Origin of the sequence: Alkalibacterium putridalgicola, assembly GCF_040959045.1 — a bacterium.
Taxonomy (GTDB): domain Bacteria; phylum Bacillota; class Bacilli; order Lactobacillales; family Carnobacteriaceae_A; genus Alkalibacterium; species Alkalibacterium putridalgicola.
Genome location: NZ_CP162615.1, coordinates 825,302 through 851,092, shown reverse-complemented (window position 1 = coordinate 851,092; position 25,791 = coordinate 825,302). Strand labels below are relative to the sequence as shown.

Sequence of the window (25,791 nt, the reverse complement as noted above, 5' to 3'; positions counted from 1 at the left end):
ATTCAGACCTGGCTGTTTCATCATATGAAGACTGAAGTCCAGTCTTTCAGCATTGTCGAGGGTGCCATTCGACAGGTAGGTTCCTTGACAGTTTTTCTAAGTGTCGAAGTCAGGGTACTTCGGTAATTAGGCAAGCATAGACTGCATGTAATAGCCGAAGTTGCCTGCCATTCGACACTTACAGTTGATCGTATCGTTCCTAACTACCGAACGAGAGCTTTTTCGGTAAGTAGGTTCTCATCCTCTGCTCCAAAGTGTCGAACCAGGGTCATATTCGGTAAGTAGCTTCCTTCGTTATCCATCTAATTACCGAACCTGACGAACTTCGGTAATTAGGTGTTTATAGTTGCTGTCTAACTACCGAATGCCTTATTATCGCCTTTAAAAGTAATCCCTGTACACAAAGAAAAATCCGGTAGAGCTTAAAGGCTCCACCGGATTTTTTCATTTATCATGTTCTTTTATTGCTTATAGATTGGGTTTGTCGCTTGACGGGCTGCTTGGTTTTGAACTTTCTTTATCGATTTTCTGGTCAGCACGCTCCAGCTGTTTTCTGGCAAAGTCGCGGCCGCCGAGACCGAATGAGAGAGCGAATGCTACAGCTAACCCACCGATAATGAATAAGAAAGCAATGTTTACAATGTTAGAACCGAAGTTCAGCTGGTCTAATGCCATGAATAAGGCAAAGACGATAACAATGTATTTCACCAGTTCTCCGGCAAACGTGCTGCCTGTGGAGCTCTTAATAGCGGATGCAAGCATTTTTCCTCCAATAAATGCAAGTCCGATAATGATCGCTGCGAATAAGATGTTCGGCAAGTAAGCAATGACTGCTGAAACGATATTATTCAGCATTTCCAGGTTAAGTGCATTCAATGCTTCAACCAGGAAGAAGAGGCCGATCAACGCAGCAACTGTGTTCCCAATGATTTTAGCTAAGTCAAGGTTCATGTTTCCTGATTTATTCAGGTAAGAAGAATATTTATTGAAGCCTGTTCCTCTTAGCAAGTCAGTCAGCATATCTCCAGTAAACTTGGCTATAACCACACCAACAGCAAGAAGGATGATCGCTACCAGTATATTTGGAATAGCATTCAGGATGGAATTGAGTACTTCACTGATCGGTTCAGCGATCGTATCGATATTAAGAACATCCAATGCCATCAGGATGATCGGAATGAGGATCAGTACATAAACGGTGTTAGCCAATACTGAAGCTAGAGTCTGTTTATTATCTTTCACCTTATCTGCATCCGTATCCGCATCATTATCTGAGCCAGTGAACTTGCTCATCATTCTATCGACATTGGCTGCAACACCCAGGTTGTAGACTAAGTTCTTAACGAATTTAGCTACGTAGAAACCTAGCACAAGAATGATAAGTGCTGCTAAGATGTTAGGCAGGAATGCCAGGGCCGTATCGATCATGTTGGTCACCGGTTCGCCGATCGCCTCTAATCCAAAGGCGGCAAAGATTCCAGGTAAGAATAATACCCAAACTAAGAAATACCCCACTTTACCTAGCGCTCTCACCATCGAATTACCCTGTTCGTCTGTGTCTGCAGCACCCCATCTTGCCAGCTTGCCAGACAGTCCGGTCGCATCCAGCCCTTTGACAATGGCCTTTTTAACTAAAGTAGCCACGATCCAGGCAACGATTATCAGCAATATCCCCATCAACAACTGAGGCAAATAATTGATAAAATTCGCCAGAGCGTTTTCGAACGAATTAGCTATGTTATTCATTAATAACCTACTCCTTTTCCTATGATTTTTGTTCTTATCTGAACAGTTTAAGTATATCGCTTACTGTATACTTCAACAAATAATATGCATTGATGCAAAAAAACATCCCTGCATCTAAGCAAGGATGTCAAATCTATTATTCTTCTATATACATGTAGTGTTCCGGTTTTTCGTCTAAGTAGAAGACGCCGGCGCCTCCGATACCTAAATGGGACGCAAGCACTGCCCCGATGTCGAAAATCTGGACCGAGGCTTCAGGTAAAGCTTCCTTGACCATGGCTTCCAGTTTAAGGGCCGTTCCATAATCGTTGACATGGCTGACGGTGATCAACTGATCGGTAAAGGACCCGACCCCTTTTTTCATGTCTTTAATGAGCCGTTTATAGATCCGGTCCTGTCCACGCACCAGTTTCTTTAAATAAATGCCTGTTTCGTTCACCGACAGATACGGCTTGATGCTGAGGGCATCTCCGGCAGAACCGGCCACTTTCGGAAGGCGCCCGCCTTTGACGAGCCACATGAGATTATTCAGTGTGAAATGATACTGGATATGCTCCGTGTTCCATATCGTTTGCTGGACAACGGTATCAAAGTCCAGCTCATTCCTAACCATTTCCATAGCCTGAAGAGCCAGAAGTGCGCCGCCTCCGGATCCGCCTTTTGAATCGATGACAGCAATATTCATATCAGGATGCATCCTGCGATACTCTTCCATCACTGCCTGGGCCACTTGGTACGTCCCTGAGAACTGGCTGTATATGGTAATGTAGATCACATCGTCACCTTGTTCGCGACCTTTGTCCAGCATATCCAGTATCGTCTTCGGTGCTACCTGTGACGTCTTTGGCAGGATACCCTGCGCCATTTTTTCATGGACCTCTTCAAGTGAGATCTCCACCTGATCCAGATGATCCTTTTCATCGATGATGACGCTCAATGGCAGGAAGTCATATTCGTACGTTTCTTTCATATAATCATTCTGGTCGATCCCTGAGTCAATAACTATTCTTATCATTCGTTTTCTCCTTGGTCATACTTAATTAAGTAATTTTTTAATTTCTTCTAGAGTCACCGGTTCATCGAAATAGTGATTCCACGTCTTTTGAAGGTGTTCCATTGAGACCGTGCCATATATGGTCATCGCTTTATCTCTCCAACTTTTCAGCAGTTCGGCTTGTCTTGTCTTTTCAGAAGATGATTCGCCCGTTTCCTCATTAAGAATGGCAGTCGTCTCAGCGGACAGATCCATGCGGTCCTTGACGCTGAACAAAACTTCTTCGGGGATCAGCAGCAGGATGCTGTCTCCATCACGGGTCACGAAGAAGAACCCTTTCTCTATAAGCGGGATAAAGCCTTCGATTTCACTCAAGTCTTTGATCCGATAGGCGTTCGTCTCCAGATCAGGCAGACGCAGCAGGACATCTTCCAGAACAGGATGGTAGATCGTTTCGGCCAGCTCTGTGATTTTTTCGGTTAGGATGGCAGCGGTCTTCGTTTTATTCCAGCTTTTTCTGACAGAAACAGAATGCGTATCGGCCAGTTCCAGCAGGTCCGTTTTCTTATGACCTTTCAGTAGATCGATCAGTTCAGTCTCTTCATTTTTCCATTTGATAAACGACACATTTTCGGATGTATTTTTCATGATGACGTCCTTTCATCTAAACGTTTTTTCTGCAGTATTGGTTCCTGATCAGGCTTCGATCCAGTTAAAGTCCAAAATCTCCACTTCATAGTTTTCTTCCACTTCCTTGAGTGCCGCATCCAGTCTTTTACGGCAGAGCACGCGGTCATTCCCGACGATACCAAAACCGATCACGGCTTTATTTTGCAAGTCCATATCATCCACTTCGGCTGCGGACAAGTGATGACGATTTTCTGACCGTCTTAAAATGCTTTTTATGACACTGCGCTTCTCTTTCAATGAATAGGAATCAAAGATCAAGAGAGTAACTTCCACGCCCATCAGGACCATTTATACCGCCTCCTTGTGTAGATTAGTATTGTATTTTTCCAGTTGTTTTTCAGTAGCTTTTTCAATTATAACATATTCCATTTTGGCATAAACAGTTCACTATGTGTTCATTCTTCGGAAAATATCAGGTGAAACCTTGTTTTATATAGGACCAATACTTTAGAATAAGACTTAGTATACAAAAAAGCTGGAGGGTATTATGAATTCAATCCGTTTACTGGACTGGTCAAAAATCAAATATGTATCAAAAGGCGTCCTGGTCGGTGCTGTGACTGGAATCGTCATCAGCCTGCTACGTGCTGCTGTTGAACTGCTTTTGGAAACCACGATCGAAGTTTATCATTTTCTGAACGAACGTCCTGTCTGGATCATCGGCTGGACAGCTCTTATGCTGCTCTTTGCCTTTATCGTGGCCTTGCTTGTCAAGCATGAACCGGATATCCGCGGATCAGGTATCCAGGATATCGAGGGCCAGCTGCATGGATCGATGGATCTCAACTGGTCTTCGATCCTCTGGCGTAAATTCGTGGGCGGAACGCTGGCCATCGGTTCGGGACTGGCACTTGGTCGTGAAGGTCCGTCCATTCAACTTGGCGGTGCTTTGGGTCAGGGGATCAATCACTACCTTAAAGGAAATCGTTCTCAGCAGAGTGTTCTTATCTCGGCCGGGGCCAGTGCAGGATTGTCTGCCGCCTTTAATGCTCCCGTATCAGGCGTTTTATTCGTGTTAGAAGAAATCCACCGTAAATTTTCCGGGATCCTGCTACTCACTGCCTTTTCTGCGTCGATCACTGCTAATTTCGTGGCCTACCAGATTTTCGGTGTGGAACCGCCCATGCACTTGGGTGAAATGGTACAGTTCCCTCTTGAACATTATGGTCAACTGGCATTAATGGGCGCGACCCTGGCTGTCGGCGGCTGGATATACCAGGAAGTTCTCCTCTATATGCCAAAATTATACAGGATGCTTCCTATCCCGGCTTATTTGAATGGCTTTATTCCTTTTCTCCTGGTCATTCCAGTTGGTTTATTTTTCCCGTCAATGCTTGGGGGCGGGACAGAAGTGATCAATATGCTGAATGAAAGTTCTCTGACACTCTGGGTCCTTATCGGGATTTTTGTTTTCCGGTTTATCTTCACCCACCTCTCCTATGGATCTGGTCTTCCAGGCGGTATTTTTGTTCCAGTCTTGAGCCTGGGTGCTTTGATCGGAGCTATTTATGGTAACAGCGCCTTGATCCTGACCGGGATTGACGAAGTTTTTCTGAGAAGTTTCATTATTTATGCCATGGGCGGTTTTTTAACATCCGTGACAAAAGCGCCTTTGACCTCCGTCATGCTGATTACAGAAATGACGGGTTCTGTCACTCATCTTATGCCGCTGGCCATTGTGTGTATGAGTGCCTACATCGTAGCAGACTTCATCGGGTCAGAACCTATTTACGAGGAACTGCTTCACCGTAAGCTCGACCGTAAACCGAGTGTCTTTCAAGGGGAGGTCACAGAAATCGAAATGCATGTCGAAGTGGATACAGCACTGGACGGCATGATGGTCAAACATCTGCTTATGCCTAAAGGAGCAAACTTAATCAAGATCCGCCGTCATGACAAAGAGTTTATCCCTCATCTGGATACGATCTTTTCCCCTGGTGATGAACTTATCATCACCACCGATAGAGGATATGTTTCTGATGTTAGAACACAGCTATACAAACTGAATTAATCTTTTCTTTATAAATGTGACTATTGATTAAGTAAAAACTGAATCAATTAGTCACATTTTTTTCAGCAAATCCAGCGATTAATATGTTAAACTATAAAACAGTTAGATTATCACTTTTTTTAAGGAGACTCATATGCATTATTTATGGTTAGTTATTAAAGGTTCATTTATCGGTATTTCGAATATTATTCCAGGTGTTTCAGGCGGAACGATGGCGGTATCTTTTGGTATTTACGACGATGTCATCCACGCTTTCACACACGTCAGAAAAGAATTCAAAGCAAGCATGCATATTCTGCTGCCGCTGGTCGCAGGTGCTCTGATCGGTGTAGCCGGCTTTTCAATGATCATCGAATGGCTTTTAGCCGAACATACTTTATATACGGCTTTTGCTTTCGTCGGTCTGATCCTGGGCGGTCTGCCGATCTTATCCCAGTCGTTTAAAGAGAGCTTGTTTGAAACGAAACGAAAAGCAACGCCCGTTCACCTGGTCCTTTTTGCAGTCTTTTTCATCATCGTATCCTGGATGGGTGTGGCAGACATTTCCGGCAGCGGTCCGGAAACGATCAGCTTAGGCTTTGGTCCTCTCGTTGCTCTGTTCTTAGTGGGACTGGTATCTGCAGCAGCGATGGTCGTCCCCGGCATCAGCGGTTCTCTCCTGATGCTCATCATGGGATATTACTATGCAGTCGTTTACACCATCAACGGCTTCACATCAAACCTGGCAGCGTATAATCTCGCCGAAATGATGCCCTTCACTATTCTTCTTATGGCTTTTGCTTTAGGTATGCTGGTCGGGATCATTCTGATAAGTAAAGCGATCGACTATTTCTTCGTCAACTATCCGAGCTTCACTTACGCTTCGATCCTTGGACTTGTCATGGCTTCTCCTGTGGCCGTTATCGCGAATACGGATGCTTTGACCGATTTAACGACCGGCAATGCCCTTGTTAAACTTGTCGTTGCCCTGTTGATTACTTTAGCCTGCTACGTCTTGACGTTTGCTTTAGGCAATACAAAAGATGCCACAGAAGAGATCCCCGAAGAAACGCGTGCTTAACTTATAAACTACTCCTTTGTTTAAGTCCATAGACATTAAATAAAGGCGTAGTTTTTTTATACTTATTTTCATTTAAATAGAAAGGAAGCGTACCATGAATAACCGGATCACACAGTTAAAAGAAATGCCACCGACTGATAAACCCTACGTCATCTACTGGATGCAGGCCAGCCAACGTACCGAATATAACCATGCGCTGGAATATGCGATAAAGAAGGCGAACGAACTGAGCAAGCCGCTGCTCGTTTATTTCGGATTGACCGCTGATTTCCCTGAAGCCAACGCCAGACACTATGCTTTCATGCTCCAGGGCCTAAAGGAGGTTGAAAAGGAACTGGGTAAGCGCAATATCGCCTTCATTCTGCAGAAAACTTCTCCGGAAAAGGGTGCTCTTTCGCTTTCAGAAGAAGCGGCCTTGATGGTCGTCGACCGCGGCTACCTGCGCATCGAACGGGACTGGCGCAAAGATATAGCTGATCAGATTTCCTGTCCGCTCGTTCAGATCGAGACGAACGTCATTGTGCCTGTGGAAGTTGCTTCAGATAAAGAAGAATATGCGGCGCGCACGATACGGAGCAAGATCCACAAGCAGATTGATGTGTATACCGAACCTTTTTCAGAAAACAAAGTCGATCGGCCATCCACTGATCTGGATCTTCCCTTTGAAAAAATCGACCTGGCCGATATCCCCTCACTGCTTGATGACTTAGGCTGTGACGAGAGCGTGCCTCCCGTCGACTGGATCACTGGAGGGACTTCTAAAGCCAAAAAACGGCTGGCAGATTTTATTGAGCAAAATCTTGAAGATTACGCTGAGAAGAGAAACGAGCCGGGCCTTTCGATCACTTCTGACATGAGTCCTTACTTGCATTTCGGTCAGATATCACCGTTGTACATCTACCACCAGCTGGAAGACGTCCCTGCCTCAGAAAATAAGAAGGCCTTCATCGAGGAAGTCGTTGTGCGACGTGAACTGAGTATGAATTTTGTTTTCTATAATAATGCCTATGACACCTATGACTGCCTGCCGGACTGGGCCAGAGAAACGCTGGCCGATCATGCCGATGATGAACGCGAAACAGCCTATAGCCTTTTAGAACTCGAAACGGCGGACACGGGTGACCCCTACTGGAATGCCGCCCAGTCGGAAATGGTCAAGACCGGTAAAATGCACGGCTACATGCGTATGTATTGGGGAAAAAAGATCATCGAATGGACAAAGACACCTGAAGATGCCTTTCTAAGGGCGCTTTATCTGAACAACAAGTATCATCTCGACGGCCGGGATCCAAACAGTTTCACCGGGATCGCCTGGGTTTTCGGCAAACACGACCACGGCTGGAAAGAACGCCCCGTGTTCGGTAAAGTCCGCTATATGAATGCCAAAGGCCTTGAACGGAAGTTTGACATGTCCGCTTATCTGGAGCGTGTGGGAAAGATGGCATCGACCGATTAGCTGATCAATTGTGCTGATTTTATTATTGTGAACAAGTTGTTTGGGTATCTGCGACAGATCACCGAAACGAACTGTTGACTACCGGGTTGAATATAATGACATTTGACTCCTGTTTATGAGTTCAGCGGACATTTCATTCTCTGTTTAACTGTCAGCATCAAAAGCCGTCTGTCCTTTTATGAACTGGCCCCACTTCCCTTCTGTGCTTTATAAAAGCAGGCAAAACTTCTATCAACTTTATGATGTCAGTGTATGAAGTTGATAGAAGTTTCGTCATGTTTTATCAACCCGTTTCTATTATTTCATATGAGTTGATAGAAGATAGTCGTTCTTTTTGTAACTAAAACGTGCCTTTCGCTGGAGTTACTAAAAGAAGCCCCTCCTTTTAGTAACTCGTCATCATTTCCAAAAAATGTTGATAAAAGATCGCCCTTCTTTTATTAACTGGCGCAAAATGTTCGACATGAGTTGATACAAGTAAGGTCATTTTTTATGAACTCCTTTTCAACGGATCACTGAGTTGATGAAACTTTCCCTTGAATCCCTAAAGAACTCTTCCCTAGTTGAATCTCTGTTACAAACAATAGCCGTGGCCATTCAAATATAAAAATAAAAAATCCGGAGGGGACGTGGTTTACACATCTCCCTCTGGATTTTTTCAACTTACTTGTAATGATGAGACATACTCATCATTTGCTGCCTAGTTTCCTCTTAATTCATCTAAAGGTTGTAATTCTTCGTCGTCTCCGTCTTCTAATTCTTCTATATATTGAGTCATTATGGCAATTTCTTCTCGCTGAGCCTTAATGATGTCATCAGCCAAAGCCCGTACTTCAGGATTACTGATTTCTGCTCGTGTACTCGTTAAAATAGCTATAGAGTGATGTGGAATCATTGCTTTCATGTAACTGACATCCTGAACGGTCGTCTGGCTTCTTTCCAGATACAGCCCTAAACTGAATACGAGGACCGCCGTTCCTAAAATAGCATAATTCACTTTTTTATTCTCATACATTTTCCACATGAACAGCAGCATAATGACCGCCATCCAGGCTCCCATGAATAGTGCCATATAGAATTTGGATTCACTGTACCAGAAATGATCGATCTCAAGAATATTGAAGTACATTAAAAAGTACATCCCGACTGTTGAGGTTAATATCATAAGTCCAAAGCGTATATAATTTTTCATTTAATCATTTTCCTCTCTATATAATTTTTCTAATTTGTCACTTAAAACAGACTCTGTCTTATCGTCAAAGGCAACGAACAGGACTTTATCGATCGTGTTATCGTCCTTTGTGAGTTCATAAACCGTACGGGTGGCGATTTCACTGGCTTCTTCAATCGGATAGCCGTAAATGCCGGTACTGATGGCTGGAAAGGCGATGGACCGTATGCCATTTTCTTTAGCGACTTTGATACTGTTCCGGTAGCAGTCTTTCAGTTTTTCCGGTTCGCCGTGTTTACCGTCCCGATAAACCGGACCCACCGTATGGATGACATAATCAGCTGGCAGATCGAAGCCTCCAGTCAACTTGGCTTCGCCGGTCTCTGCTCCACCCAGCTTTCTGCATGCCTCTTTAAACTCTGGCCCGGCCGCGCGGTGAATGGCTCCGTCAACACCTCCGCCTCCCAGCAATGATTTGTTGGCGGCGTTGACGATCGCGTCGACTTCCAACCCTGTGATGTCGCCTCTAAATACTTCCCACTTCATACCTGTCCTCCTTCACTTAAGCATCATCAAACCACTTTACAATTACAGGTCAACTAAAAAGAAAGGAAATATCCTGTCTATATGATCTGTGACTATAGACCTATTCAATTTCTTTGTGACCCTCTTATCAATATGGTATACCTCAGATTAATTTCAGGCAAATAAAAAGCTTAGTCCCTATAGCAGTGTGTCTGAAGCCGGAAATCAGCATTCACACATTACTACAGGACTAAGCCATGTTAAAGGTTAATCATTTTCTGTGATATGGTCTGTGGTATCGATTTTCTTGCCAAAGATGAAGATGACAGCAACGACGGCTATCAAGGCTATCGGCAAGACAAGCATGACGGACATGCCGAATGCAGACGGAATATAGCCAAAGAGGATGGAGATCCCCGCCACAACAAGGGCATATGGCAACTGTGTTTTAACATGATCCAACAGGTTGGACCCGGCTCCCATCGATGACAGGATCGTTGTATCAGAGATCGGAGAGGAGTGATCTCCGAAAATGGCTCCGGTTAAAACGGCTCCGGCTGACATGACGACAAAGTTCGCATCCCCTGGCTGTAAAGCTGTGGCCAAAGGAATCGCGAGCGGCATCAGGATACCCATCGTTCCATAAGAGGTCCCTGTTGCAAAGGAGATGATCGCGCCGAGCAGGAAGATGACGGTCGGAAGCAGGAATGCCGGCATCGTGTCACTCAGTAAAGAGACAAGGTAATCGGCTGTTCCCAGTTCGCCCATGACACCTGAAAGTGACCAGGCAAGCAGCAGAACGACCCCTGTGATCATCAGCGTCTTCATGCCGTTGACCCAGATATCGATCCCCTTGCTGAAACTGAAGTGTCCCTGCAAAACACCCATGATCAGGGCAATGATGCTGGCGATCAGCGCAGCCTGGAACAAAACGACTGAGGCATCTGACGCACCAAAGACTTCTCTTAATGTCACGAAGGAAAAAGGCGAATTCTCGATTGTCTGGATAAGTGATGGATTATCTGAGCCTAGAATCGCTGAACGGCCATTGGTATAAAAGCCGATAAAGCTGAACAGGATAAGTGAACCGATCGGTATCAAGGCATTCCAAATCGACGGTTTTCCTTTAGCAACAACTTCCAGCTCTTCCTCATCGTTGTCCAGATGTGACCCTTTGGCAATAAGTTCATGTTTATCACGAGAACGTTCCTGTGCTTTTCTCATCGGACCGAACTCTCTAAGGGTCATGGATGTCACCAGCACAAAGACCAGCATCAAAATGTTATAGAAACGGTAGGGGATCGTCTGAAGGAAGACCCCGTAAGCATTGACATTCTGACCGATCGACTGGTAGGCATCGTTGATGAGCCCGACTTCGTAACCGATCCAGGTCGAAATCAAGGCGATCCCGGCGATCGGTGCCGCAGTCGCATCGATGACAAAGGCCAGACGTTCACGAGACAATTTCACTTTATCTGAAACGGGACGCATGATCGGTCCGACGATCAATGCATTTGCGTAGTCGTCAAAGAAAATCAGCAGACCGAGGAACCAGGTAATGACCTGCGTGCTGACGGGCCCTTGAGCTCGTTTAGCCAGACTTTCAGCAATCGCACGTGCTCCACCAGAAGACGTGATAAGGGCGATCAGTCCACCGATAACAAGGACTTGTAAAATGATCCCGGCATTCCAGGGGTCAGCCAGAGAAGACAGGAGGTAATCGACGATATCTGTAAAGCCATATAATAAACCGATAAGGATGGACGCTCCTCCTGCATACTGAATGATGACCGTCCCCGCAAAGATTCCCAGGAATAGTGACAGGACCACGTTCTTGGTGACGAAAGCCAGAATGATGGCGATGATGGGCGGGATCAAAGTTAAAGGTCCCATGGATTGTGCCAGACTGGCTTCAGCTTCTGCAGCGAATACGGGTAGCGGTATGAGCCACATAAGTCCTGCAACGGCCACCAGCGTGCTCAGTTGCTTGAAATGTTTTTGCATTGTTATTTCTCCTATCTGTCTTTTTTTATTTTGTATAGAAAAAAGCACCCAAGGGCACAATTCCTCAGATGCTTTAGATTCGCATATTCAAGGATAGTGCTCCACGCAAGCGTGACAGTCATACGCTTATTCAACGTATGCCCAGGACAAGCAAGTTGACGCTCACTTTCCTTCGGCAAAGAACCCTTTCCTGTCGTTCGCAGGCAGTCAAACCTCCGGACAGTACTCTTATTCTTTGCGCCTCTATCTTATCTTCTATTTTCAATGTCTTTTAGTTTACCTTATTTATATAAATGTTTCAAGGATGAATTTTAAGTTCTGCTTGATTATTCACTTGAAAACATCCTGGAGTGGCTCTTTAAAACGCGATGCCTCAGCCCTTTAAGCAAAGAAGCACTCAAACAGAACGTTGGCTTCTATTGGACTTTTCTGTTTTTTTCAGATGCAATGATCGGTTGGAACTGCTCATCCGTATTGTCATATCGCTCTACTTTTCCTGATCCGATATCGTAACGCCAGCCCTCTAATTCCAATCTTCCGTCAGCTATCCGTTCATTTATGAAGTCATACTCTTTCAAATGTTTCAGCTGTTCCAGAACATTCAATTCTTCCATCAGTTTAGCCTTTCCCTTATAGGGTTCGTCTGCCGCACAGGCCTCTACTTCTTCACATAACCCTTCCAAGGGCTGCAGATAATGTTGAGTATACGGCAGCTCTGATAATCCCTGTTTGCCTGAAAGAGCTGCGGCACAACCTCCACAGTTGGAGTGACCACAAACGATGATCGTTTTCACATTCAGGACTAAAACGGCATATTCGATCCCAGACAGGGTCGTTGTATCGTAGACCTCCGCATGTATTGACGGCACGCTGTTTGCAATGTTTCGCAGGACGAAGATGTCGCCCGGAGCGGCATTCAGAAGTCTTTCTGGACTCACCCGTGAATCAGAACAGCCGATAAAAAGTGTGTCGGGGTGCTGCTGTGTTTCCAGTTTCTGGTAAAGTGTTTCAAATTCTTTATATGTATGCCTCTGGAAAGACTCCAGACCTCGCTTGATTCTTTCTTTCATTTTCATTCCCTTTCGTTAATTGCTCATTAAAATACCGCGTGAAAAGAATCTTCACGCAGCTGTGAGTATACACCTTTTTGATGTGAAATGTAAGTCCCTTAAGTGGACCTGAACCGGTCAACCAGCTCAGTCAATTATTATACTCTTCATTATCCTGCTTTTGTTTCGGCGAATATGCCTCATCTATTTTTTTTCCTATCACAAAGAATGTAAGAAACAGACCGGATATAGAAGCAGCCAGACTCGCTGTGATCGAAATTGCTGCGATGATGATTTTTTTCGTTCTACTCATTTTTTAGCCTCCTATGATTTAATAGCGCAAAATCCTTATCAGAAAAATATGTACACATATTTTTTCATTTTAGCTTTTTCCTTTGTTTGATGTTTCTCCTCATATCCCTCGTACCCCTCAAGTTCCACATAAATCTGTGTGTGTCTTCTACTCTTTTATATTAACAAAAATCATAGAAAAGTACTATTTATAGAAACTGCCGGTCAGCTTCCTTTGTAGTTCCTGTAGCCTGCAGCCAGCTCAATCGTTCCTTTGTCATGAGCTTGTCGTTTTATGCCGGGACTGACAGACTCAATAGTCAGATGTCGATGGGCTTGTCATTTTTCGAATAAGGCGGCAATGTCAGCTTATATTTTTCGGTGAGCTGGTCGTATTGGAAGGAGAATGACATGCTCAAAATCTTGCCTCCGATGGGCTTGTCATTTCGCAGGAAAAATGACACGGTCGGGATTTTTTTCTTTGTGAGCTTGTCACTTTATAAAGAAAATGACTGACCCGCGTTTAATCAACACACGAGTCAGTCATTCAATCAAATGTATAAAAAAATCCAGTTTAATACGCTTTGGTCATGCCGCCGTCGACCAGCAGCTGCTGACCTGTGACATAGGTGTTGGCACCTGAGACGAGGAACGTCGCCATCTTGGCCAGTTCTGCCGGCTGACCATATCGGCCAAGCGGGATCCCTGCTTCAATGGATCCAGTGACTTCTGAAGTGGTTTTACCTTGGCGCTTGGCCCGTTGGCTATCGAGTTCCTTTAAACGATCTGTTTCGATGCGTCCGGCACCGATCGTATTGACCAGGATGCCGTCTCCCGCAAGTTCCTGGGAGAGACTTTTAGACAGCCCGAGGATGCCCATTCGAAAGACATTGGACAGGATCAGACCGTCGATCGGCTGCTTGATGGATGACGAGGCATTATTCAAAATGCGTCCCTGTGTTTCTTTCAAGTCAGGCAGGACTTCGTTGATCGTCCGGATATAGCTCATCAAGGTCAGATCAAAAGCTTTATGCCAGTCTGCATCAGTAAATGTTTCAAAGGAACCCCCTGGTGGCCCGCCGGTATTATTGACGAGAATGCTGATCGTTCCAAAGGCTTCACGTGTAGCGGCTGCCAGCTCTTTGATACTCCGGGCATCGGTCAGATCCGCGATAAAATAGGCGACCCTTCCTTTGGCATCTTTTTCGATCTCGCTTTTCGCTTGTTCAAGCGTTTCTTTCGTCCGGCTCGTCAACATCACATTGGCACCTTCTTTTGCCAGTTCATGGGCTATGGCTTTTCCAAGTCCCGAACTTGAGGCCAGAACTAACGCTGTTTTTCCTGAAAGTTCTAAATCCATCCAATCCTCTCCCTAACTTTTCAACTTGTCTGCAGCAACTATTTCTATTGATATCCTGTTCGCAGGTGACACTTTTAAAGGCTAGTCTATTTACTCGGCTTTCGTGTCTCTCTGATACGTCACGATCGGTTTTCTCGCCGCAGTCACTTCGTCCAGTCGTCTGACCGATTTAGTATACGGTGCACCCGTCACGTGTTCCGGATTTTCTTCGGCTTCTTTAGCGATCTCGATCATGGCATCAGCAAAGGCATCGAGTGTTTCCTTGGCTTCTGTTTCGGTCGGTTCGATCATCAGGCACTCTTCCACGATAAGCGGGAAGTAGACTGTTGGTGCATAAAAGCCGTAGTCCAGAAGACGCTTGGCGATGTCCAGCGTTCTGACGCCCAATTTTTTCTGACGGTTGCCGCTCAATACAAATTCATGCTTGCAGATCGATTTGAATGGCGTGTCATAATACGGTTCCAGCCTGGCTTTCAGGTAGTTGGCATGTAAAACTGCATCTTCGGATACCTGCTGCAGGCCTTCTGCCCCCATCGAGCGGATGTATGAATACGCACGGACGTTGACGCCGAAGTTACCGTAATAGCCTTTCACACGGCCGATCGATTTAGGATGATCATAGGTCAGCTTGTACGTGTCTTCGTCTTTTTCGATGCGCGGTGACGGCATAAAATCAGTCAGATAATCCACCACGCCGATCGGACCGGATCCTGGTCCACCGCCGCCGTGCGGTGTGCTGAATGATTTATGCAGGTTCAAATGCACAACGTCAAAGCCCATTTCGCCAGGCGTCGATTTACCTAAAATCGCATTGGCGTTGGCGCCGTCATAATAGAGAAGCCCACCGGCATCATGAACGATCCGGGCGATCTCAACGATATCGACTTCAAACAAGCCCAAGGTATTCGGATTGGTCAGCATCAGTCCGGCAGTGTCCGGTCCGATAGCTTCTTTCAGTGCTTCGACTCCGACGCGGCCTTCTTTGTTGGATTTGATTTCAACCACATCGAAGCCGGCCACGACTGCACTCGCCGGGTTCGTTCCGTGAGCAGAATCGGGAACCAGGATCTTCTTGCGCTGATCGCCTTCACCGTTTGCTTCATGATAGGCTTTAAAGATCAAAAGGCCCGACCATTCGCCCTGAGCCCCCGCTGCCGGCTGCAGTGAGATGGCATCCATGCCGGTCACTTCTTTCAGGTTTTCTTCCAGTCGGTACATCAGTTCCAGGGCTCCCTGAGCCGTCATTTCCGGCTGCAGGGGATGGATATTGGAAAATCCACTGTATCGTGCAATGTCTTCATTGACTTTCGGGTTGTATTTCATCGTACAGGATCCAAGTGGGTAAAAGCCGGTTTCCACACCGAAGTTTTTGTTGGATAATGCAGTATAGTGCCTCATCACCTGGAGTTCAGACAGTTCTGGGAGTTCAGCCGGTGTTTCTCTCATTAAATGAGCGGGAATGACGTCGTTTAAGTCGGTCGTTTCGATCGATGACTCAGGAAGGCTGTACCCTTGACGTCCTTTTCTGGAAATCTCAAAGACTAGATCGTTATAGGTTGTATTCATCTATTTCCCCTCCCCTGATAAAACATCGACCAGTGTATCCATTTCTTCTTTCGTCCGTTTCTCAGTGACACATAAAAGTAGTGCATTCTCCACGCCCAGATAGTCTGACACGTCGTACCCGGAAACGATACTCTGTTCCAGAAGTTTCTTGGACACCTCTTCGATCGGCTCATTGCATTTGACAACAAACTCGTTGAAGAAGGCATCATCAGACAGGATTTCCATTCCTTTGGCTTTCAGCTGGTTTTTCACGTAGTGGGCGTGACTAATATTCTGCTGTGCCATTTCCTGCAGGCCGACTTTGCCGACAGTGGACAGGAACACGGAACTGGCCAGAGCAGTCAGTGCCTGGTTTGAACTCATATTGGATGTGGCTTTTTCGCGACGGATGTGCTGTTCACGTGTCTGCAGCGTCATGACGAACCCGCGCTTGCCGTCTTCATCGGTCGTCTGTCCCACGATACGACTCGGCACTTTACGCATAAACTTCTTCTTCACGGCAAAGTAGCCGCAGTGTGGACCACCAAAACTCATCGGCAGGCCCAAAGGCTGGGTATCACCGACAACGATATCAGCGCCCAGTTTGCCTGGCGATTCAAGCAGTGCCAGCGCTAACGGATTAGCCATGACGATGAGCAAGGTTTTGGTTGCGTCACACAACTCTTTCACTGCCTTCAGATCTTCGATGGTGCCGTAAAAGTTGGGGTACTGAATAATCACGGCAGCCGTCTGCTCGCTCACCAGCTCTTTCAGTGCGTCCATATCGGTATACGTACCATCCAGGCCGGCTTCTTTCACATCGTATACCATACCGTATGCATAGGTCCCAACGACTTCCTTGGCCTGCGGATGAATCGCACCGGAATAGACGACCTCATTCCGTTTCGTCGCAGATGTGGCCAGGTTACAGGCTTCTCCAAGGGACGTGAACCCGTCATAGAGACTCGAGTTGGCGACATCCATGCCTGTGAGTTCACACATCATGGTCTGGAATTCGAAAAGAGCCTGGAGTTCCCCCTGACTGGCTTCCGGCTGATACGGGGTGTAGGCCGTCATGAATTCAGAGCGCAGGAGCACATGATTCACGACACTGGGAATATAGTGGTCATATGTACCGGCACCGATAAAATACGCATGGGTATCGGTCGTAATGTTCACATCGGCCAGTTCCTTCATATAGCGGGTCAATGCCTGTTCACTCAATGCTTCTTCCAGCTCGACGGTTTTTTCTTTTGTTGCCCGGGTGGATTCAGGAATATCTGAAAACAGTTCTTTGATCGACGATACGCCGATGGTCTCCAGCATCTCTTTGCGGTCTTCTTTAGTCGTCGGCAGGTAACGGTGTTGTTTGTCCAAACTGATCACTCCTCATGTGGTTTTTCCACATCATTCTTATTATGAAAATCTTTAACGCAGTCGGTAATAAAAAGGTAGAAAGAAAAAGGCAGTTAGAGCCTTTTCTTTCTACATGGTCATAGGTTACAGTGTTTAAAGTGTATCCAGATAATCCTGATACGCTTTTTCATCCAGAAGATCAGAGGTGTCGACGGTATTTTTGGACTGCAGTTCGATGAGCCAGCCTTCCTCATAAGGGGATTCATTCATTTTTTCCGGTTCGTCTTCCAGACTGCTGTTGACTTTAGCCACAGAACCGTCCACCGGTGCATAGATTTCAGATGTTGATTTTACAGATTCGACCGTTGCAAACTCATCTTCCACGGATAAGTCCGTCCCCACTTCAGGCAGTTCGACGAAAACGATATCCCCTAGCTGCTCGACGGCGTATTCCGTGATGCCGATACGTACATAGTCATCATTGACCAGTTCGACCCATTCGTGTTCTTTGGTGTAAAATAATTTGGCAGTATCTGTCATTATGCATTCTCCTCTATTTATAAGTTTTTAGTCTAATCAGTTCTTTAAAAAGTTTTTCTTCGTGATCGCTGCATCCACTTTGTTTTTTCGGATCTGGATCCTGACGGTGTCCCCTAGCTTGATGCCGGCTTTTTTGATGCGTATGAAGCCGATGCTCTTACCTAAGGTCGGTGACTGGGTCCCCGAGGTGACTTCGCCGATTTCTTCATCGTTTTCGTTATAGACAGGATAGCCTTCCCGAGCGATCCCTCGGCCCTTTACTTCAAAGCCGCGTAATAAGTACGTCGTGCCTGTTTCTTTCTGAGTTTCCAAAGCTTCCTGCCCGATAAAGGGTTCCGGTTTGTCCCATTTGACTGCGAAACGAAGGCCGGCTTCCAGTGGTGTCACTCTTTCAGAAAGATCGTGTCCGTAAAGCGGCATCCCTGCTTCAAGACGCAAGGTATCGCGTGCACCCAGACCACATTGCTGCAGCTGATACGCTTCGCCGGCATGTAAGAAAGCTTTCCAGAGCGTTTCTGTCTGGTCCCATTTGACATAGCATTCATACCCGTCTTCTCCAGTATAACCGGTACGGGACAACAGGACATCATCCAGACCTTCCGCCGATACATGTTGTCTGAAGTGATAGTTCTCGATGTCCAGTGCTTCTTTTCCGAAGACTTCAGCCACGATATCTTTGGCTTTGGGCCCCTGGATAGCGATCAGCCCTGTGTCTTTCGACTGGTCAGTCAACTCGATGCCTGCTTCTTTATGCTCGTTGAGCCATTGCCAGATCTTATCCGTGTTCGACGCATTCGGCGTCAGCAGATAGTCGGTCTCACTGAATTTGAAGATGATGATATCGTCTAAGATCCCACCTGTTTCATTGGTGACAAGGGTATAGACGGCCTGGTCGGTATCGATTTTTGTCACGTCATTCGTGATCAGCCGGTTCAGCCAGTCTCCCGCCTTGTCGCCTGACACTCTGATCTCTCCCATGTGCGACACATCAAAAATACCGGCGTGTTCCCGGACGGCCTGATGTTCTTCTTTTAATTTTGTAAACTGGACCGGCAATGCCCATGATCCAAAGTCGATCAGTTTGACATTGTTTTCCTGATAGTACGGATATAACGGCGTGCGCTGCAACTCAGTTTCTTCATTTGCCAAAGCTATCCCTCCATACATTTCTTCTGACAGAATGATCTTCCTTCCACACTCTGTCATTTCTTATCCATTTTAACATGATTCAGTCACTTCTGAAACTAGAAAAGGGAAAGATGAGAAACTTAAGTAAGCGCATTCATAAACCTCTAATCTTGTTCTCGTCGGATAGATAATTTGTACGGCCGCTTGCTTCTCTTTTAAGACTTTTAGGGACTTATGCTATACTTGAGGTACTAACTAAGGAGGTCACTTTTCATGGAAAAAGCAATGTCAGATTTTGTTTATTATAACCCTGTAAAAGTTTTATTCGGAAAAAATAAGATCAATGAACTGGGTGCACTTATCCCGGACGGTAAAAAGGTTCTGATCACGTACGGCGGCGGGAGTGTGAAACGCTTCGGTACACTGGACCGCGTCAAAGAAGCCCTTCACAGCCATATCGTCGGGGAGTTTGGCGGTATCGAAGCCAACCCGACTTATTCGACCTGCATGGAAGCCGTTAAACAGTTTAAAGAAGGGCGCTACGACTATCTTCTTGCTGTCGGCGGCGGTTCAGTCATCGATGGGACGAAGTTCATTGCTGCAGCCATCGCATTCGACGGCGATCCAAAAGATATTTTTGGTCAAGGCATCGGAAAAGGCCTGCCGGTCGAATCAGCCGTTCCCTTTGGTTCCGTACTGACGTTACCAGCGACGGCATCAGAAATGAACGAGACATCAGTCATTACCTTCAAAGAAGAGAAAGCGAAAATCAGTTTCAGTTCCAAGCACGTCTTCCCGGAATTTTCGATATTAGAACCCGAACTCACCTATACCCTGCCTAAGCGTCAGCTGGCCAATGGGATAACCGATGCCTTCGTCCATGTCATCGAACAGTATCTGACGTATCCGGTCAAAGGTATGGTCCAGGACGAATTTGCCGAAGGTCTGCTGCGCGTTTTGATCGAAATCGGTCCGGATGTCGTGGATGAAGACAATCACGACTACGCCCTTCGTGCCAACTACATGTGGACAGCAACGTTAGCCTTGAATCGTCTGATTTCCCGCGGCGTTCCCGGCGACTGGTCCACTCACGGCCTGGGACATGAGATCACCGTCCTGAACAACACTGACCATGCGCGCAGCCTGTCGGCGATCCTGCCTGCTGTGATGGTGGTCCGCAAACTGAAGAAGTGGGACAAACTCGTCCAGTATGCCGAAAAAGTCTGGGGCATTACAGAAGGAACCGAAGAAGCCAAGATCGATGCGGCTATACTGAAAACAGTTGCCTTCTTCAAATCCATTGATATGCCTACAAATCTTTCCGACGTCGGTGTGGAAGAAGCCGATATCGACACCCTGGTCAGACAGCTGAAAGACCACGGCAACGAAGCCATTTCCGAGCGCGGTGACCAGACACTGGATGTCTCGCGGGAAATTTACCAAAAAGCTCTGGAACTAAACTTTTAATTGATACTGACTTGAATCAATCGAAAGGAGTGATGTGTGATGAAGCAACTCAAAATGACCCGCCTTCTGTCTTCCCTTCTCGTCTCGGGTGCCCTGTTAGCCGGCTGCGGCTGGTTCGATGATCCTGATATGGACACAGAGGACCCCGATATGGAAGAAGAAACACCTTCTGACGAAAACGGAGCAGCGGACCCTGGAGCCCCTGATTCAGAGGAGGAAACAGAGGATGATGAACAAGCTGAAGTGGAACAGGATCTGACTGTCTGGTTCCCCAAGTTTGAAGATACCCTGCTGGATTACGAAGGCGAAGGCAACGAATTTGCGCCTTTCACCCGTTATCCGCAGTTTGTCAAAGATGACTCGGTCCAGATGGTCGAATCGACCGGCGGAACGGATGTCGTGACGATCTATGAGTATTCCGATGAAGAAGTCAGAGAAGTCTTCGTACGGCCGGAAACCTATTTCCGTGAAGACTTCGCCGATACCGGTCTGGAAAGTGAGCAGGATGACTTTGAGATCATTCTGCAAAAGCCTTTGGAAGAAGGCCATTCATGGGAAAGCCCCACCGGATCGACTTCTGAAATCACGGGCGTCGCTGTCGAAAAAGACCTGTCTTTTGGAAAGGTGACCGCTCTGGAAGTCACGCGCACATCGGAGAACGGCAGTGAAACGGTCGAGTATTACGCTGAAGACATCGGGCTGGTTGAACGGATCTTCAAGACTGAAGAGGGTGAAAACAATGTGATTTCCACTCTCGATACACGATCAGAAAATACGCCGGAAGAAATACCACTCACGGTCTACAGTGTTGATGACCAGGCGATGGGGCTGGACAGGACTTCGGTGACAATGGCACTCTATACCAACGAACCGGCCCGACTGGCCATGGCCGAAATCCTGAGAGGTCAGGCCCCCGACACTGAAACCGCCCAGATCATTGCGGAAAGTACAGACATCAACTTCATGTACCTGCGTCAGGATGGCGTCGTACATGTGGACTTCTCGACCGATCTGGCTGATATGAATGCCGGCTCGGGAGTTGAGTCGATGATCCTTCAGGGTATCGTCAATACCATCGGCGGCTATTATAATGTCGAAGAGGTGCTCATCACGCTGGACAATGAACCTTATGAATCCGGTCATATCGCTCTCGATGAAGGCGAGACCTTGTCCGTCGACTATTCAAATGTCAACGAGTAACTAACTAAGGCTGTGGCGCTCTTTTGTCTTTCTGACATCGGAGCGCACAGCCTTTTTATTGGGACAGCTTTGGGGACCCAAAGCCTCCTTATTGGTCTTGGGGTTTGCGTATCCCCGTGTTTGATCGATATTCGGTGAAAGTGTTCACTGGTCGATCGACTTTGGTGTGACTGCGACATTCTGTCCGCTGAAGTGTTCACTCGTTGAGCCTGGCTGCCGTGACTGCGACATTCTGACCTTCGAAGTGTTCACTCGCTGAGCCTGGCTAACCTGACTGCGACATTTCGACCTCCGAAGTGTTCACTCGTTGAGCCTGGCTGAACTGACTACGACATTTCGACCTCCGAAGTGTTCACTCGCTGATCCTGGCTGACCTGACTGCGACATTTCGACCTCCGAAGTGTTCACTCGCTGATCCTGGCTGAACTGACTGCGACATTCTGTCCCCCGAAGTGTCCACTCGCTAAGCCTGGCTGACCTGACTGCGACATTTCGGCCACGATAGTGTCTACTCAGTCTTTAGTAATCAGTGAGTAGTCCCTCCAGAAGGTCTTTTGTATTATGAAAAGAAGCTAGCACGCGGCTAGCTTCTTCTTTATTGCTTTCACCCCTTATTATTCAGTATCCGAATCATCACTTGTTTGTTTGCTGTCGTTTTTCGTCGTGGTGTCAGCAGGTTCAGTGTTTTTAGCTGGTTCTTTAGTATCCGTTTGCTGATCTAATCCTGATGCAGGCTGCTTGTTTTCCTCTTGTGTTGAGTCGTCTGCCGGTTCTTCTTCGACAGGTGTTTCTTCTGTTTGATCTTCATCTGTTTCATCTGTACCTTCTGTTGAATCGGGTACAGTTGGTTTGACATTCCCGTCATCTGTTGCGTCCGTTGGCTCTTCTTTATCAGGTGTCGTTGCTGAACCACTCGATTTGTCTTCCTCTTCAGCGGACTGATTTTTTTCTGGCTTTTTGTCAGCATCACCGTCTGAATCTTGTTTAGAAGGATCTGAATCCACAGATGGTTTTTCCGCGGAATCACTGTCTGGTTTACTTGTCTCATTTTTATCAGATGACGGGCTATTGGTTGTATTCTTTGACACATCAGTATTTTGAGAGCCCTTATCTACTTTCGGCGCTGTCCCGTCAGACTCTGATGATGATGAGGCAGTTTCCGCCGTCTCTGTCCACTCCGCTTCATCTTCTTCCGACTCTTCTTCAACATCTGAAACGTCTGTCTCTTCATCCAGCTCCGACGTTTCAAGGTCTTCTTCTAAGTCCTTATCCGCATCTTCGTCAACAGTTTCCTCTTTATCGTTGCTGTTGTCCGCTTTTTCCGGCTCATCGGTCCGGTCGTCATTCTCCTCTTCAGAAAAACCCTCTTCTTCCGCCGAATCCACAGCCTGCAATTCCTGTCGGTCAATACGATGCTGGGACCGTCCGATGCCGATCGTTACAATAATGAACAAAACGAGGACCAGTGCTGAAATGACACTTGATGCTGCTTTATTCTCTTTGATAAATGAACCTAAGGAGTGAAAACTATCAGCAAGTAACTTTTTCATAAGACGTCTCCTTTTCAACCTAGTTTAATCCAGTATAACACAGCTGCCGCAAACTGATGAGGGCTTTTCGATAAAAAGCTATATATTATATAAGATTAATCAAAAAACATCCCCTCTACTGTCATTAAACAGTAAAGGGGATGCGTCATATTCAGTCTATTCTGATTATTTGATCAGTTCATAAATGGCTTCTGCGTAGATGGCCATAGCGTTCATCAGGTCATCCACTGCCATGAATTCGTTGGCTTGGTGCATGGTGTCCACGCTGTTCGGGAACATTGCGCCGTATGCGACACCGCGTTCCATCAAGCGGCCGTATGTGCCTCCGCCGATGACCTGCTCGTGGGCATCCAAGCCTGTCTGACGGTGATACACGTCAAGCAGGGTCGTGACTAAAGGATCAGTCGCCGGTACATAATGTGGCTCTTTTCCGTTAGCTTTTGATAATGTCACGTCATAGTCTGACAGTTTAGCTTTGAACGTGTCAAATAAAGCATCTTCTGTCGTGCCTTGAGGGTAACGCATGTTCACAGTGATCTTGCCGCCTTCATTCGCCTTGAATGAGAAGACGCCAGGGTTGGAAGTCAGTTCACCCATCGTTTCATCTGTGATGTCGATGCCCAGTTTTTCACCTTCAGGATCATCGTGCAGATACAGCATCGTCAGTTCCAGGAAGGCTTTGGCATCTTTGGCAAAGTCGAAATCTGAAAGGTAACGTGCCAAGTAAGTTGCTGCATTGACACCGCTGGCTGGCTTACTTCCGTGAGCTGCTTTACCAACGAATTCTAAGGTCACTTGATCACCGTCGACACCGGCTGTTCCTGTGACAGGCAGGCCGTCCAGGAAGTCTGCCAAGCCTGACTGAAGGGCTTCCGGATTTTTGCTTTTCACGACTGCGACAGCATCTTGAGGGACCATGTTCGGACGCAGACCTGATTCAAACTGAACCAGTTCTTCTGATCCGCCGTCGACAGCACCTTTGGTTTCGATAAAGACGGTCGCATTCCCTTTTTCACCGTTGATGATCGGGAAAGTCGCGTCAGGTGAGAACCCAAAGTCCGGTTCCTGTTCTGTCTTAAGGTAATGCTTGATGCCTTTCCATTCACTTTCTTCGTCTGTTCCAATGATGAAACGGACTTTTTTAGATACGGGCAGGTCAAGCTCTTTGATCATTTTCAGTGCGTAGTAAGCTGCCACGCCGGGTCCTTTGTCGTCACTTGATCCGCGGGCATACAAACGGCCGTCTTTGATGACCGGCTCAAAGGGATCGGTTTCCCAGCCCGTTCCTGTTGGCACGACGTCGACGTGAGCTAAAACGCCCATCAGCTGATCGCCTTCACCGTATTCGATGTGGCCGGCCCAGTTGTCGACGTTCTTCGTTTCAAAGCCGTCGCGCTCGCCTAATTTAAGAAAGGCTTCCAGGGCTTCTTTTGGTCCCGGTCCTACAGGGGCATCGTCCGTGGCTTTATCGTCGTCACGTACAGAATCGATCTTCAGTAATTCAAATAAATCGTCAAAAAACGCGTCTTTGCGCTTCGCTGCTTCTGCTTTCCAGTCTATATTTTGTGTCATTTATTCGTCCTCCTTGATTGAGTATCAAAACGTACTCTCTTTTACCATTTTATCATTAATTTCATGAAACTCCAATCAATGTGTCAGCATTTTGTCGGAAGATTTCTGGTCTTTACGTTCTTTCACACGTATTTTTCTTCTTTAACAGTCGTTTTGGCGTGATTCTTTCAGGCAGAAGTACTACACTAAGGATAAGAACATTTGTCAATTTCAGGAGGGATATCACATGGAAAAAATCACTAAAGATAAAGTCAGAGCTTTTCTTCCGACCCGTGAACGCGACAGCTATAAAGGGTCCTATGGCCGGGTCCTGTTTGTGGGCGGCAACGAGAATATGGGCGGGGCGATCATCCTTGCTTCCTCTGCCGGGGTCTACAGCGGAGCCGGTCTGGTCACAGTGGCCACCCACCCTTCCAATAAAGCCGCCCTGCATGCGCGTCTGCCGGAAGCGATGTTCACGGATATGACAGATACACAGCAGCTGAAACATTACGTCGAGTCGGTGGACATGATCGTTTTGGGACCAGGTCTTGGACGAGATGAAACAGCACTTGCTGTCTTACAGACCGTCTACGAGACCGTCAAGTCTTATCAGATCCTTTTGGTGGACGGCGACGGTATCTATCTGCACGTTAATGAAACAGTGCCTGAACCTGATGCCACACTTGTCCTGACACCTCATCTCGGAGAATGGCGTACACTCACTCATCTGGCACCTGATGATCAGTACGATGATGTCAATCTGGGCTATGCCAAACAGCTGAACGCTATTGTCGTCCTTAAAAAAGCCCGTACAGAAGTCTATTGTGATGATGAAGTCTGGGAAAACACGACCGGCAATCCGTCCATGGCGACCGGCGGGATGGGCGATACTTTGGCCGGCATGATCGGCGGCTTCGTTCCTCAATTCGATACCATCAAAGAAGGCGTATTGTCAGCTGTTTATCTGCACAGCTATATCGCAGATGACCTTAGCCTGACACATTATGTGACGCTGCCGACCGCCATCATCAAAGAGATCCCTAAAGTCATGAAGGAGTTCTCGACAGATAAACACAGACGCTGGATTTAAATCA

Annotated in this window: 22 protein-coding genes and 1 riboswitch; of the genes, 6 read left to right on the top strand and 16 right to left on the bottom strand. The window is 46.7% G+C overall.

The features are described from left to right. Positions 1 to 468: 468 nt before the first annotated feature. The 4 genes from AB4027_RS04205 to AB4027_RS04190 all read right to left on the bottom strand — a co-directional run bounded on the left by AB4027_RS04205 (position 469) and on the right by AB4027_RS04190 (position 3,718). A complete protein-coding gene (locus tag AB4027_RS04205; protein WP_368646099.1) occupies positions 469 to 1,746 on the bottom strand; it encodes a mechanosensitive ion channel in 1,278 nt (425 codons plus the stop codon). A gap of 136 nt (positions 1,747 to 1,882) precedes the next feature. Beyond that, positions 1,883 to 2,761 carry a DegV family protein gene (locus tag AB4027_RS04200; protein ID WP_368646098.1) on the bottom strand — a complete coding sequence of 293 codons (879 nt, stop codon included), beginning with the start codon at positions 2,759 to 2,761 and terminating at the stop codon, positions 1,883 to 1,885. A 21-nt stretch (positions 2,762 to 2,782) separates the two neighbouring features. Continuing rightward, positions 2,783 to 3,388, bottom strand: coding sequence for a hypothetical protein (locus tag AB4027_RS04195; protein WP_368646097.1), 606 nt, complete (start codon positions 3,386 to 3,388; stop codon positions 2,783 to 2,785). 48 nt (positions 3,389 to 3,436) lie between these two features. Further along, positions 3,437 to 3,718, bottom strand: coding sequence for a DUF503 domain-containing protein (locus AB4027_RS04190; RefSeq protein WP_368646096.1), 282 nt, complete (start codon positions 3,716 to 3,718; stop codon positions 3,437 to 3,439). A gap of 199 nt (positions 3,719 to 3,917) precedes the next feature. On the opposite strand from AB4027_RS04190, the gene AB4027_RS04185 reads away from it, so the two are divergent. The 3 genes from AB4027_RS04185 (at position 3,918) to AB4027_RS04175 (ending at position 7,957) form a co-directional block, all read left to right on the top strand. Next, positions 3,918 to 5,441, top strand: coding sequence for a ClC family H(+)/Cl(-) exchange transporter (locus AB4027_RS04185; RefSeq protein WP_368646095.1), 1,524 nt, complete (start codon positions 3,918 to 3,920; stop codon positions 5,439 to 5,441). A gap of 133 nt (positions 5,442 to 5,574) precedes the next feature. After that, positions 5,575 to 6,501, top strand: a complete 927-nt coding sequence (locus AB4027_RS04180) for a DUF368 domain-containing protein (protein WP_368646094.1) — start codon at positions 5,575 to 5,577, stop codon at positions 6,499 to 6,501. A gap of 94 nt (positions 6,502 to 6,595) precedes the next feature. Next, positions 6,596 to 7,957, top strand: coding sequence for a deoxyribodipyrimidine photo-lyase (locus AB4027_RS04175; protein WP_368646093.1), 1,362 nt, complete (start codon positions 6,596 to 6,598; stop codon positions 7,955 to 7,957). A gap of 700 nt (positions 7,958 to 8,657) precedes the next feature. Here the strand turns inward: AB4027_RS04175 and AB4027_RS04170 are convergent. The 10 genes from AB4027_RS04170 to gcvT all read right to left on the bottom strand — a co-directional run bounded on the left by AB4027_RS04170 (position 8,658) and on the right by gcvT (position 18,947). After that, positions 8,658 to 9,149 carry a DUF305 domain-containing protein gene (locus AB4027_RS04170; RefSeq protein ID WP_368646092.1) on the bottom strand — a complete coding sequence of 164 codons (492 nt, stop codon included), beginning with the start codon at positions 9,147 to 9,149 and terminating at the stop codon, positions 8,658 to 8,660. Beyond that, a complete protein-coding gene (locus AB4027_RS04165; protein WP_368646091.1) occupies positions 9,150 to 9,674 on the bottom strand; it encodes an O-acetyl-ADP-ribose deacetylase in 525 nt (174 codons plus the stop codon). 246 nt (positions 9,675 to 9,920) lie between these two features. Continuing rightward, positions 9,921 to 11,657, bottom strand: coding sequence for a Na+/H+ antiporter NhaC family protein (locus AB4027_RS04160; protein ID WP_368646090.1), 1,737 nt, complete (start codon positions 11,655 to 11,657; stop codon positions 9,921 to 9,923). A gap of 86 nt (positions 11,658 to 11,743) precedes the next feature. After that, a riboswitch (Lysine riboswitch) is annotated at positions 11,744 to 11,911 on the bottom strand. A 162-nt stretch (positions 11,912 to 12,073) separates the two neighbouring features. Continuing rightward, positions 12,074 to 12,727 carry a carbonic anhydrase gene (locus AB4027_RS04155; RefSeq protein WP_368646089.1) on the bottom strand — a complete coding sequence of 218 codons (654 nt, stop codon included), beginning with the start codon at positions 12,725 to 12,727 and terminating at the stop codon, positions 12,074 to 12,076. Between the two features lie 130 nt (positions 12,728 to 12,857). Then, positions 12,858 to 13,019, bottom strand: coding sequence for a hypothetical protein (locus tag AB4027_RS04150; protein ID WP_177165563.1), 162 nt, complete (start codon positions 13,017 to 13,019; stop codon positions 12,858 to 12,860). Positions 13,020 to 13,571: 552 nt separating this feature from the next. Further along, positions 13,572 to 14,357 carry an SDR family oxidoreductase gene (locus tag AB4027_RS04145; protein WP_368646088.1) on the bottom strand — a complete coding sequence of 262 codons (786 nt, stop codon included), beginning with the start codon at positions 14,355 to 14,357 and terminating at the stop codon, positions 13,572 to 13,574. A 90-nt stretch (positions 14,358 to 14,447) separates the two neighbouring features. Continuing rightward, positions 14,448 to 15,923, bottom strand: coding sequence for an aminomethyl-transferring glycine dehydrogenase subunit GcvPB (gene gcvPB / locus AB4027_RS04140; RefSeq protein WP_368646087.1), 1,476 nt, complete (start codon positions 15,921 to 15,923; stop codon positions 14,448 to 14,450). After that, complete coding sequence (gcvPA, locus tag AB4027_RS04135; RefSeq protein ID WP_368646086.1) at positions 15,924 to 17,279, bottom strand: aminomethyl-transferring glycine dehydrogenase subunit GcvPA; 1,356 nt, start codon at positions 17,277 to 17,279, stop codon at positions 15,924 to 15,926. Positions 17,280 to 17,411: 132 nt separating this feature from the next. Further along, complete coding sequence (gcvH, locus tag AB4027_RS04130; RefSeq protein ID WP_368646085.1) at positions 17,412 to 17,798, bottom strand: glycine cleavage system protein GcvH; 387 nt, start codon at positions 17,796 to 17,798, stop codon at positions 17,412 to 17,414. Between the two features lie 36 nt (positions 17,799 to 17,834). Continuing rightward, complete coding sequence (gene gcvT, locus AB4027_RS04125; RefSeq protein ID WP_368646084.1) at positions 17,835 to 18,947, bottom strand: glycine cleavage system aminomethyltransferase GcvT; 1,113 nt, start codon at positions 18,945 to 18,947, stop codon at positions 17,835 to 17,837. A 252-nt stretch (positions 18,948 to 19,199) separates the two neighbouring features. Between gcvT and AB4027_RS04120 the strand changes: the two genes are divergently transcribed. Beyond that, on the top strand, positions 19,200 to 20,393 hold the full coding sequence (locus AB4027_RS04120) for an iron-containing alcohol dehydrogenase (RefSeq protein WP_091490088.1): 1,194 nt from the start codon (positions 19,200 to 19,202) through the stop codon (positions 20,391 to 20,393). Positions 20,394 to 20,432: 39 nt separating this feature from the next. Continuing rightward, entirely contained in the window at positions 20,433 to 21,593 is a 1,161-nt protein-coding gene (locus AB4027_RS04115) for a GerMN domain-containing protein (protein WP_368646083.1), read from the top strand. Between the two features lie 614 nt (positions 21,594 to 22,207). Here the strand turns inward: AB4027_RS04115 and AB4027_RS04110 are convergent. Continuing rightward, a complete protein-coding gene (locus AB4027_RS04110; RefSeq protein WP_368646082.1) occupies positions 22,208 to 23,143 on the bottom strand; it encodes a hypothetical protein in 936 nt (311 codons plus the stop codon). A 165-nt stretch (positions 23,144 to 23,308) separates the two neighbouring features. Next, complete coding sequence (gene pepV / locus AB4027_RS04105; RefSeq protein WP_368646081.1) at positions 23,309 to 24,715, bottom strand: dipeptidase PepV; 1,407 nt, start codon at positions 24,713 to 24,715, stop codon at positions 23,309 to 23,311. A 226-nt stretch (positions 24,716 to 24,941) separates the two neighbouring features. Here pepV and AB4027_RS04100 point away from each other — a divergent pair, with 226 nt between their 5' ends. Further along, entirely contained in the window at positions 24,942 to 25,787 is an 846-nt protein-coding gene (locus tag AB4027_RS04100) for an NAD(P)H-hydrate dehydratase (protein ID WP_368646080.1), read from the top strand. The last annotated feature ends 4 nt before the right edge of the window (positions 25,788 to 25,791 follow it).